At 33.2% G+C, this 12,116-nt stretch carries 8 protein-coding genes; 2 read left to right on the forward strand and 6 right to left on the reverse strand.

All coding sequences use genetic code 11. The annotated features are described in order from the left end of the window. The first annotated feature begins 46 nt into the window (after window positions 1-46). Together NQ499_RS12590 and NQ499_RS12595 are read left to right on the forward strand one after the other, a co-directional pair. Window positions 47-2,608 carry a PD-(D/E)XK nuclease family protein gene (locus tag NQ499_RS12590; RefSeq protein ID WP_006505206.1) on the forward strand — a complete coding sequence of 854 codons (2,562 nt, stop codon included), beginning with the start codon at window positions 47-49 and terminating at the stop codon, window positions 2,606-2,608. Further along, the gene (locus NQ499_RS12595) at window positions 2,601-6,137 is read left to right on the forward strand and encodes a UvrD-helicase domain-containing protein (RefSeq protein ID WP_040389742.1); all 3,537 of its coding nucleotides are present in this window, start codon (window positions 2,601-2,603) and stop codon (window positions 6,135-6,137) included. Before NQ499_RS12590 ends, NQ499_RS12595 begins: the two co-directional genes overlap by 8 nt. Before the next feature lie 36 nt (window positions 6,138-6,173). On the opposite strand, the gene NQ499_RS12600 is transcribed toward NQ499_RS12595, so the two are convergent. The 6 genes from NQ499_RS12600 to NQ499_RS12625 form a co-directional block, all read right to left on the reverse strand. Further along, the gene (locus NQ499_RS12600; RefSeq protein ID WP_040389743.1) at window positions 6,174-6,464 is read right to left on the reverse strand and encodes a hypothetical protein; all 291 of its coding nucleotides are present in this window, start codon (window positions 6,462-6,464) and stop codon (window positions 6,174-6,176) included. 32 nt (window positions 6,465-6,496) lie between these two features. Continuing rightward, on the reverse strand, window positions 6,497-8,305 hold the full coding sequence (locus tag NQ499_RS12605; protein WP_006505209.1) for a sensor histidine kinase: 1,809 nt from the start codon (window positions 8,303-8,305) through the stop codon (window positions 6,497-6,499). Then, complete coding sequence (locus NQ499_RS12610; protein WP_040389744.1) at window positions 8,292-8,954, reverse strand: response regulator transcription factor; 663 nt, start codon at window positions 8,952-8,954, stop codon at window positions 8,292-8,294. Before NQ499_RS12610 ends, NQ499_RS12605 begins: the two co-directional genes overlap by 14 nt. A 53-nt stretch (window positions 8,955-9,007) precedes the next feature. Then, window positions 9,008-10,693 carry a phospho-sugar mutase gene (locus NQ499_RS12615; RefSeq protein ID WP_006505211.1) on the reverse strand — a complete coding sequence of 562 codons (1,686 nt, stop codon included), beginning with the start codon at window positions 10,691-10,693 and terminating at the stop codon, window positions 9,008-9,010. Between the two features lie 198 nt (window positions 10,694-10,891). Further along, window positions 10,892-11,377, reverse strand: coding sequence for a Cys-tRNA(Pro) deacylase (ybaK, locus tag NQ499_RS12620; RefSeq protein ID WP_006505212.1), 486 nt, complete (start codon window positions 11,375-11,377; stop codon window positions 10,892-10,894). Between the two features lie 30 nt (window positions 11,378-11,407). Next, a complete protein-coding gene (locus tag NQ499_RS12625; RefSeq protein ID WP_006505213.1) occupies window positions 11,408-12,070 on the reverse strand; it encodes a hypothetical protein in 663 nt (220 codons plus the stop codon). Between the last annotated feature and the right edge of the window lie 46 nt (window positions 12,071-12,116).

The following is a 12,116-nucleotide window of genomic DNA, read 5'->3' on the forward strand; positions in this document are numbered from 1 at the left end:
ATGCAATGATATAATAGTACCAAAGTACAAATGAAGGAGAATCATTATGCAGATTATTAAAGGGATGCACCTCAATAAAAAACTCAATGAATTGGCAGACAAACTGCAGGGACCTGCTTATATCATTACAGAGAATACAGAATATGTAGAAGATCTATTCTTGAATAAGTATTCCTGTTTATTTGATATAGAAGTTCTAACACTTAAACAATATATAGATAAGATTTTGATTTCACATAAACAGTTTGCCCGTCATATTTATTCACAGGCAGATCTTGTTTTTATGATGCGTCATATTCTTTCTTGTCATACATTTAATACAATACAATTTAGTTCTAATTCTTATGAAATGATTCTTGAATTGATTTCTACACTTAAAAAGATTCATAGAAATAACATAACTCTTGATCAGTTTTTCGAAGATACTTTATTAAATAAGAAGTGTGAAGATTTATATACAATTAATTCTCTTATTACTGGAGGATATTGGACAATTGAAGAGATGGTAGAGGATTTAATAGACGATTCGTTAAAGACACCTCTTTATATTATGAGTGATGATTATCCTCACATTGCATCCAAAAAATTATTTAATAAGATAGACAATTATGTTCCAGTCACATTATTAGAGATGACAGATGCAGATGAAGTATTAAATGAATATGAAGAGTCTATTATTCATCACTTATTTGATAATAGTGATGTACATAAAGTAGCGAGAGGACGTGTAATGAGTGGGGGGCACCCTATGCAGGAATGTATGAAGATTGCCTGTGATATTAAATCACGTATTGTGAATGAGCAGCTGCAGTATGAAGACTTTATGATCATTACCAATCAAGCAAGCTATTCAGATTATCTCACAGTATGTTTTGATGAACTCAATATTCCTGCCACATTATCACAAAATGCAGCATGTCATTATAATAGTGATTATCGTAAAATGTCTCGATCATTATCAGAGTGTATTGGACATACTTTTAAGGAAATTATTCAGTTCCTTCAAAAACAGGATATCAGTGCCTCTATGATTAAAACTCTTGATGCTTATCAATGTGATGATGAAATTAGTCCTAAAGAGTTTGATTTATTCCTTCAATGCATTATTCCAGGTAATAGAGTTACAAATAAGACAGGTGTTATTGTGACTTCACTTGAAAAGGGATTGACTGCTTCACCTAAACATATTTATTTAACAGGAATCAATGAAACATTCCTACCTTTAGAAATCAGTGATAAAGGATTCTTAATGGAGGAAGACTATAAACAATTTAATCCTCATCCTCTATTATTAGATGAACAGTTACAGGCACATTATAAGCGTATTATACAGGTTCTTTTAAATCCTTATTTATCTTATACATTCTCTTATAGTAAGAAGAATATGGCTGCCAACGAATTGATTCCTTCTATTCTTATGTCACGTTTGAGTGATCTCTTTGAATTAGAATATATCAATCCTTCATTGAATCTCATCAAGAATAACCTATATTTAAATCAATCACGTATAGATGAAGATCCTATCAATCGATTGATTGATCATTATAAAATGACAAGTAACCAGCCTGAGTTTATTAAAGATACAAATAAGCTCGGAAGAGGGGTCAGCGTATCTCGTTTAGAGACATATAATAAATGTCCTTTCTCTTATTATATTAAATATGGATTAAAGATTACAGAAAAGAGAGAAGATACTTTACAATCAAGTGAACTTGGTTCTTTATGTCATTATTTAATGGAGAAATGTCTGGATGATGAGTCTCTTGTAGATCAAGAAGCAAAACATTATATAGAAGAGAATCTGAAAGAGAAATATGATGATCATCCAATGAACCAATATTTTATTGATAATCTCATTAAAGATATGAAGATGACAATCAAGATTATTCAGAAACAGTTACAACTAGGTGGGTATGTACCTGTATCTAAAGAAAAAGAGATTTCTGGACAGATTGGTGATGTTCCTTTTTCAGGCATTATTGATAGAGTAGATGAATTTGGAAATTATGCACGTATAGTGGATTATAAATCAAGTAGCAAAGAAATTGATTTAAATCTTGCGATGCAGGGATTTAATATTCAAATGCTTGTTTATCTAGATATGTTATGTAAACAGGAGAATAAGGATCGTGCAGGCATGTTGTACTTTAATATGAAGAAACGAATACTCACACGTGATTCAAGTTATGCACTTAGTGATGAGGATGTATTAAAAGAATACCGTATGGAAGGCTATATGGTGGATGATGGATCTACTAATTCTGTAAAGGGACTCGGATCTACACCTGAATTAGTTGCACCTGTTAAGGTAAAGAAGTCTGGAGAATATGCGAATAGCGCAAAAGTTATTTCTCCTGATGAACTAGATCAAATTATGGAGTATGTAGAAAATCATATTTCTGAACTCTATAAAAAGATTCATGCTGGATTAATTCCTATCCACCCTACCTTAACAGACGGTGCCCAGCCAAATAATGATTTCAAGGTTTATCCATGTACTTATTGTCCTTATAAGCCAGTATGCTTATTTGATGTATTTGAAAATGAAAATAGAATGATTGCGAAAGATATGTATAAGAAACTAAAAGGAGATGATGAGAATGCCTAAATACAATAAAGAACAACAGGCTGCAATTGATTTAAGAGGAAAGACTATTCTTGTCAGTGCTCCTGCTGGTTCAGGAAAGACAAGAATTCTTGTAGCCCGCTTAATCAGTTTAATTGTGAATGATCATTATTCAATGGATCAATTCCTTGTATTAACCTTTACTAAAGCGGCCGGAAATGAAATGAAACAAAGATTGAATGTGTCTTTACATGAAGAAGCCCTCGCTGATCACGATGAAGAAACATTGAGACATATTCAAGAACAGATTCAATTACTGCCTCATGCCTACATCACTACATTTGATAGTTTCTGTAAGACTCTCTTAGAGAAGTATGGCTATTTGATTGGTGTGATGCCAGGATTTAAGGTGAACCCTTCACCTGATTTAATTAAAGACCAGGTTCTCGATCAATGTTTAGAGAAATGGGTAGAAGATCCAGATTTCAAGGATTATGCTTATCGTCATAACACAAAAAATAACTTTGATGATTTAAAAAAGACTTTAATAGACTTCCAGAATATCACCAATTCTTTTGTAGATTTCCATCGTTTCCTTGATCAAGTTCATGAAAGATATTATGATTTTAATCTTTCTAGAAATATGCCTATTCTAGACGGTATGACTCAATTATATAGAGACTGCTGTCTTAAAAGTTTAAGTGCCTATAATATTTTATATCGTTTCTGTGAAAAGCATGATATTACTTATTTCTTTGAAACTGTTGAAAATGCGAAAAAACCTGCACCTGCCACTGCATTATATGATTATTATTCTGATCTCTACGATGCCTTAAATAGACCTCTTACCTTTGATACATTAAATAGTTTACTGTCTCAAAAGTTAGAAATGGCAAATATTAAATGGAGTGAATTAGGTGTCGATGATTCTGTTAAGAAACAATATACAAAGTTAAAAGGGAATGTCACTGATCCTCTTTCAAAATTAAAGAAGTTTTTATCTTTTACTTCAACAGAGGAGTTCAAAAAATATCTTGATTATTCTTTTAAAGATATTGAATTCTTACTTGGTAAAGATGGACTATTGGATCAGTTCAATAAAAATTATAGTGACGCAAAGAAAGCTAGAAATGAATTAGACTTCCATGATCTAGAAGAATATGCGACAAGATTGTTGCAACCTGATCTTCCTGTTGTAGAAAGATTGAATCATACACTAAAGGAAATCATGGTGGATGAGTATCAAGATACCAATGAGATGCAGGAGAACCTTGTCTTAAAGATTGCGAACTATGATGAACATATTCCAATGTTTATGGTCGGTGATATGAAACAGTCTATTTATCGATTTAGACAAGCTGATCCTTCTATCTTCCAATATAAGTTTGATACATTTACTAAACTAGAAGAGATGACAGAATATGATACAAATATTCGTATTGATTTAAAGTATAACTATCGTTCTGAAAAAGTTGTATTGGATAGTGTCAATTATATTTTTGATTGTATTATGGATAGTTCTGTAGGTGGATTAGAGTATATCCATGGTGATAATGCAATTTTAAGATATGATTTTGATGCGAAAGGTACAACACTTCCTGAACTAGAGAAGAATCATGATTTTGATACAGACATACTTATTTCTCTTTATAAGAATCAGGAAGAATATACAAAATCTGAAGTAGAAGCACATATGGTTGCTCAGAAAATCATCAGCATGAAAAAACTGAAGGATTATAAATATCATGATTTTGCGGTACTCATGCGTGCTACAACTGAATTTATTACTTATAAGAAGGTGTTTGAACGTTATCATATTCCTGCAAATATTACTTTATCAAGTGGTTTGTTTGAGTCCAATGAAGTCATTAGTATGATGACATTATTAAAGGCTTTGGTTAATCCATATGATGATATTGCGATGTTATCTGTATTACATAATAACTTCTTATTCTCTCATTTTACTGAGAATGAGTTATTAGATATAAGAGACGCAGATGATCCTCTTTACATCAACCTCACACATCATACCAACAGTAAAGTACTTCACTTCTTAGAGGTTTTCGATGATTTAAGAAACACGGCCATGACATCATCACCCTATGAAACACTAAAGAAATGTTTAAAAGAAACAGGATACCAGGCTTTTGTATCCCAGTTAATGAATGGCGAACAACGTAGCGCAAACTTAGATATTCTATTAGAAACATTCCGTACAAATGAAGAATATCCTTATTTAAAGGATTACCTAGAATTATTAGATTCTTCTTCTAGCCAGGCCCCTGGATTTATTGCGAGTGATGAAAATGATGCTGTAGAGTTCATGACTATTCATAAGTCTAAAGGGTTACAGTTCCCTGTTGTATTTGTGAGTGCCATGCAGAAGAAGTTTAATTCCTCTGATGAAAATGCGGAAATTATTATTTCTCAGCATGATGGAGTGGCAGGAAGTGTATGTAAGCTAGAAGAATCTCCATTTGGAAATATTGTATGTAAGTATGAGCATCCTTATTCAAAGATGTTGAAGATGTTCATTCGTCAAGAAACAGTGAATGAAGAAATGCGTATTCTTTATGTTGCTTTAACACGTGCAGAAAAGAAACTCATCTTAACCGGTACAATCAAGGATGAAGAAGAAATCATTTCTATTGCCCGTCAGGTACAGGCCAATGATACAGACCCTACTCTAAAGAAGGGTCAGGGTGTTGTATATAATCTCGCCATGCGTTCTACAAACAATTATTTAAGCTGGGTTCTTATGGCCTTATTAAGACATAAGGATTTCCAGGAGGATATAAAGATACTAATTCCTGAAATCAGACCTTATCTTTCATTAGATCGTTCTTCTTTTAAAGAACTCGAGAATAAAGATACTCAGTTAGCACGTTTCCATTGCACAATACTAGATAGCAGTGAAACAGTACAACGTATTCCACCTTATGCGAAAATAAAAATAGAAAACCAATACCGTGCTTATAAAAAGTATTATGATTTTGAATATCCTTATCCAGTTGAACCACGCAGTATTGCGGTAACAAGTATGGAAGAAATGAAGAGTGATGATACACATTTTGATTTTAGTAACGAAGGAACACGCTATCTAGCCACAGATAGAGGAACATTGGTCCATAACTTATTAAGTTATTTCAATTTTAAAGAAGATGATCCTGAAGAATTGATTCAATCACTTTATACTAATCAGATGTTTGATGAAGAAGGATTGAGTGTACTAAAGAACTATCTTCCTCATATCAATGATTTTATCAATAGTGATACCTATCAATTGATTAAAGATGCAGATCAAATTTACCAGGAAAAACAATTTAGATACAAAGATGAGAATGGACTCATCATCAATGGTATATTTGACTTAGTTTTTATTAAAGACAATAAAGTTTATGTACTAGACTATAAGACAGATAGAGTATCAAAAGACAACAGCGAAGAAGTGCTTAAAGAGCTCCACCGCACACAGTTGTCTTATTACTCAAAAGTACTTAAAGAAGTATTCCATACAGATGTACAGCCTATTGTCTACTATCTTCACATCAATAAAGCAATTTACTTATAGAAAAAAGACTGATATCACATAAGCGATATCAGCCTTTTATTTTTCTACAGTATTATTTTCTTCATCTCTAAATAATTCTTTTTGGCAATGGGGACACACTGTTAAACTACCTGCATCTTTTGTGGGAAGGTAGTTATGACAATAAGGGCATCTCCAATAAACGAGACCAAGAATAAAATAAATAACTAAACAAATAATAATCGCGATAGTCAGAATAATCGCAATTGAGGCGTAACCTATGAAATAACAGACTAATGCTGCAATCGCAAGGAGACTAGCCAGATAGCTTTGTTTAGACATAAAAAACTGTACTCTTTTTAGTTTCATAAGATCACCCATTCCCTACTTGCCTTATTATATCAATATTCAAAGTAGAATAGAACACCTTTTTCTGTATTTTCTACCCCAAAATGATAACTATGTCTCTCTAATATCGCTTTTACGATAGGAAGACCGAGTCCTGTTCCGCCTTGATCCTTAGAAATATAGGCTTCCCAGATAGATTCCATCTCTTCCTGAGAGAGATGTTGTCCTTCATTTTCTATTTCAAAACGGTGATTTGTCACACGATATGTAATTGTACCTTGTTCATCTGTATGCTTAATCGCATTCGATGTCAGGTTATTAATAACCCTTTCTATCTGAATAGGATCACAATCCAAAACCACTTCTTCATATTCTTTTACAATATGAAGCTGCTTCTTTTCTAGTTCATATTCAAAATCATCGATCACTTCTTCTACAAGTTCTGACAATGAAACATGATAGTTATTTAATTCTATCTTACCTGATTCTAATCGAGATAATTCCAACATTGTAAGTACGATACCATTAATACGTTCAATCTGTTCATTAATGATATGAATATATTTCTCTCTTGTAACCTGCGTTGTGGCATCCTCTAATAATTCAGAATACCCCGCAATAATACCAAGAGGTGTTTTAATTTCATGAGTAAAGTTCGCAATAAACTGTTTTCTTGTATGTTCTAGTCTTTGAACATGTTCAAGCTGTTCAGTCAGCTGATTGATTGTATTCTCTAAGTTCGTACTCATGATATTGATATTGTTTTCCAACTGCCCTATTTCATCATGACGTGTAATCAAGAATTTCTCACTGAAATCATTCTTCGCAATTTCATTTGTAACTTCTGATACATGTCTTAATGGTTTTGTGATCATATGTGAGATCACAATAGAAATCACAACATTCAGCCAGAGTACAATAATATAAATATACCAGGAATGTTCAAAATAGTTCACTGCAGCCCTTTTAGTCAATTTAGGTATAAAGCTAGCTGATACAAAATAACCTTTTACACCACTCACATTTGACACTGGAGATATTTCCTGATTCAGTTCTGAAAGCACAATAGTCATTGTCCCACCATTCACATTAATACTCTTAGAATGCACATAATCAGATCCTTTTGCATATTCAATACTATCAATCTTCTTGATCTGTTTCTCTAATGCCTTCTTAAGTTTCTTATAATCAGTGAACTCTCTTCCGCCACTTGAACCGTTTCTTTCATAAAAGCATCTTTCTGACATATACCAGGATACTTTATATTTCTTTAATGATTTGTGTGTGCCATTTAATAAAACCTTACCATTAATCGCAAGATACGCAGGATGAATATCAGTTGTATCCATTGATGTATAATATTCAACCTCTTTCTCACCATCATTAATATAATATTGTTTCTTTTGAGACTTAGCGCCACCTATGACTACATCATAATTCTCATCAGGATGTTCAATCATATACTTATTGATTTTCTCTACTAGATTATTTTCAGATATATCCACCATGATTTCCTGACTCGTACTATCGTCAAGAATCCACAATTGAGAAATATGCAAAGAAGCACTACTCACAAATGACTTGATATTATTATCACTATCCACTATCGCAGACATCCCCTCATTTGTAAGATAGTAATTCTTTAAATACTTGGTCATATCTGGATTATCTAAAGAATACTGTGTCTGATATATATTCTGTAAGCCAGAAGTCAATGAAGCATCATATGAAGAACTAATAATACGTTCCTTGTATTCTGTAATGCCTTGTAATGACATAAGCCCAAGAATAATCACAAATACAAACAACATCAAGAAGAAGGTACGCTGTACAAGTCCAAAAGACCATTTAGTCTTCTTCATCCGTATATGTATAACCTGCCTTCATAATAGTCTGAATACGATGTGAATGAACACCCAGCTTCTTTCTTAACTTCTTAATATAAGTATCTACAGCACGTCCATCACCATAATAATCATAGCCCCAGACCTTATTTAAAATCTGAGAACGTGTAAATAACTGATTCTTATTATTTAAGAATAATTCCATTAATAAATATTCCTTATTAGGAAGTGCGACTGGTTCACCATCTACATACATTAAATGTTTACTTGCATCTAACCAGATGATTTCTTTATCTTCTTTTTTTGTCTTCTTGCTTCTATTTAAAATAGCCTGACATTTCGCATACAAAACAGAAGGTTTAAATGGCTTTGTGATATAATCATCTGCTCCTACATGATAACCATCCAGCATATTATCAGTTTCAGACAAAGCGCTGATAAAAATAATAGGCATATCATATTTTTCACGGATCTTCTTACATGTTTCATATCCATCCATTCCTGGCATCATGATATCAAGTAAAACCATATCAATATCTTGATTCACTTTATTCAAAGCATCATAACCATCTACTGCTTCAATCACTTCATAGTCTCTTGCCGCAAAATATTCCTTAATAATATCTCTAATAAGCACTTCATCTTCTACAACTAATAATTTATACATGTTCCACCTCCAAATAATAAAGGGCTCTATCGAAGATAGAGTCCCCATATGAGTTATTCACCAATTAATTCCATCATTGCTTTATGGAATACTTCTGTCTTATCAGCAGCATCCTTTGCATCTGTACCCTTAATTGAGAAATAGAATTTACACTTAGGTTCTGTACCAGAAGGTCTAGCAGCAATCCAAGAACCATCTTCTAGATAATACTTTAATACATTTGACTTTGGTAAGTCAATTGTTGTGCCATCAGAACGTTCACTTGTTGCATAATCTTCACTTAATACAACCTTTACGCCACCAATTTCAGTAGGCTTGTCTTTTCTTAAAGTATCCATCATTTCTTTGATACGTGCAGCACCTGCAGCACCAGCCTTAGCTAACGCAATCTGTGATTCCTTGAATGTACCATACTTAGCATATAATTCATTCAATACATCAATAAGATCCTTACCCTGCTTCTTATAGTAGTTACCACATTCAGCAGCAAGTAATACAGCCTGTACAGCATCTTTATCTCTTACGAAGTCTTCTACAACACAGCCATAGCTTTCTTCATAACCGAAGATGAACTGTTTTTCATGTGTCTTTTCATACTTTCTGATCTTATCACCAATGAACTTGAATCCAGTTAATGTCTTTTCAACATCAACACCATAGTTTCTAGCAACTAATTCACCAAGATCACTTGTAACAATAGTATTGTACATAACTGCATTATCAGGTAATGTACCCTTCTCTTTTCTCTGAGATAAGATATATTCAAGATATACAGCAGCACTCTGGTTACCACTCATTAATACATATTCACCATTATGCTTTGCAACAACACCAAGTCTATCACCATCAGGGTCTGTAATTGCGACTACATCAGCATCTACTTCTTTCGCAAGCTTAATAGCTAATTCATAAGAAGCATCTACTTCTGGGTTTGGAGACTTTGTATTTGTATAATCTGGATCAGGTGCACACTGTGCAAGTACTGGCACAATATCATAACCTAATCTCTTTAAGCATGTTCTTACAGGGATGTTATCTGCACCATGCTGTGGTGAATAAACAATCTTGAAATCAGACTTATCTAGTCCAGGATTGATTTCAATACCCATTACAGCTTTGTAGTAAGCTTCATCCACTTCTTCTCCTACCCATGTAATGAATGGATAAGCTTCTTCATCACTAATCTGTTCAATTTCTAATTCATCATCGATTTCATTTACATAATCAACAACGATATCGCCCCATTCAGGGATTAACTGACAACCAGTATCATCATATACTTTATAACCGTTATATTCCTTAGGGTTATGAGAAGCAGTAATCATGATACCACCTGCACATTTTAAATAACGTACTGCGAAAGATAATTCTGGAGTAGGTCTTAAAGATTCCATGATATAAGACTTAATACCAAACTTTGCAAGAATCTTAGCAGATTCAATCGCAAAACGATATGACATATGTCTGTTATCATAGCTGATTGCGACTCCACGTTCTTTACCTTCTGGTAAATTAGCTACGTATTTCGCAAATCCCATATTTGCTTTACGAACTGTATAGATGTTCATACGGTTTGTACCTGCACCTAAGATACCACGCATACCTGCTGTACCGAATTCAAGGTTCTTATAGAAAGCATCTTCCTTCTGTTCTTCTGTCATTCCGGCAAGTTCTGCCTTTAATGAAGCGTCCATATCTCCATAATTTAACCATTGCTCATATTTTTTATTAATATCCATTTTTAAGCGTCACCTCTTGTTTTTATTATACCATTTTCAAAAACCTATAGAAACAAAAAGCGCTACAGTTGCATTATTTTCTCATAACTTTTACTCACGTTTTAAATATTCACCTAAATTTAATAGTTATATTTATGAATATCGACAGATTTTTGTCAAGAACTCCTAAGTAAACACTTACAGATATATAAAAGGGGATTAGTGATTTCTCACTACATCCCCTATTTTTGCATCACAATATGTTGTAATATCCTTTGATGAAACAATCATCTGATAGCCTCTTTTACCTGCTGAGAGGGCGATAGGACGATCTTTTTCTATGCTGGCATCAAAATATGTAGGAAACTTCTTTTTCATGCCAACAGGAGAACACCCCCCACGCATATAACCTGTGAGGCCAAGTAAATCCTTCATATGAAGCATTTCTACCTTCTTATGCCCAGATAGTTTAGCCAGTTTCTTTAAGTCTATTTCCTCTAATACAGGAATACAGCATACTAAATAATCGTGGTCTTCATGTAATACAAGTGTCTTATAGATATCGCCTGCATCCATATCTACTTGTGATGCCACATGTTCACCACTCAAATGTTCTTCATCATATTCATATGTCTTGATCTCATAAGGAATCTTATCACGATCAAGCATTCTTAACGCATTTGTTTTAATTTTACTCTTTTTCATATATATCACCTTGGATGATATTATAGCACTTTATCGTGGCCAATGTTCATTTTCCACAAAATAAGTGGCTTCCATATCAGCTGTAGATAACGCAAATGCTTCAGGAAAACGGCTAAATACATTTCCTACTGTTCTCGCATCATCCCCATAACTAAAGCCCATATGATACGCAATAGCGGCTATTTCTATATCTGTAAGATTTAAATAGCGATTCATAATATAAACACTCTTAGAACCATGTCCTACAGGGAATGCATCTTCTATTGTATAGAAAGGAACCTGTTCCCATTGTCCTTGCGCATTCTTCTTATTACGCATTTCTGTCTTATAAATATCAACCTTGCATAAATCATGAAATAAAGCACATAACGCTATACTTTCTTCACTCATAGATAAATGATACCCTGGTTCACAACGCTTCTTTACATAACTTCTAAAACAGAAATAAACATGAAGACTATGATCACATAACCCACCTTCATAATCTCCATGATAACGTGTACTTGCAGGTGCACTATAAAAGTCACTATCTTCTAGCCATGAAAGAAGATCATAGATGCCTTCTCTTTGTATATATTTATGACAAATATCATTAAATAATGTTTTTACTTCAATAGAAGATAAATCATCTCTCTCAGGATACATATCCTTTGCGAGTCTTAATAAAATACCATCTTTACCAATTGTTTTCATATTTGTATCTCCTTGTCTTCATTATTATACCAAACTTTCTTATAAG

This window comes from Catenibacterium mitsuokai (assembly GCF_025148785.1).
Lineage (GTDB): Bacteria > Bacillota_I > Bacilli_A > Erysipelotrichales > Coprobacillaceae > Catenibacterium > Catenibacterium mitsuoka.

Excerpts from the sequence above, each read along its gene's own strand:
- NQ499_RS12590 (WP_006505206.1), top strand. The coding sequence starts at position 47 with ATGCAGATTATTAAAGGGATGCACCTCAATAAAAAACTCAATGAATTG.
- NQ499_RS12595 (WP_040389742.1), top strand. The coding sequence starts at position 2,601 with ATGCCTAAATACAATAAAGAACAACAGGCTGCAATTGATTTAAGAGGA.
- NQ499_RS12600 (WP_040389743.1), bottom strand. The coding sequence starts at position 6,464 with ATGAAACTAAAAAGAGTACAGTTTTTTATGTCTAAACAAAGCTATCTG.
- NQ499_RS12605 (WP_006505209.1), bottom strand. The coding sequence starts at position 8,305 with ATGAAGAAGACTAAATGGTCTTTTGGACTTGTACAGCGTACCTTCTTC.
- NQ499_RS12610 (WP_040389744.1), bottom strand. The coding sequence starts at position 8,954 with ATGTATAAATTATTAGTTGTAGAAGATGAAGTGCTTATTAGAGATATT.
- NQ499_RS12615 (WP_006505211.1), bottom strand. The coding sequence starts at position 10,693 with ATGGATATTAATAAAAAATATGAGCAATGGTTAAATTATGGAGATATG.
- ybaK (WP_006505212.1), bottom strand. The coding sequence starts at position 11,377 with ATGAAAAAGAGTAAAATTAAAACAAATGCGTTAAGAATGCTTGATCGT.
- NQ499_RS12625 (WP_006505213.1), bottom strand. The coding sequence starts at position 12,070 with ATGAAAACAATTGGTAAAGATGGTATTTTATTAAGACTCGCAAAGGAT.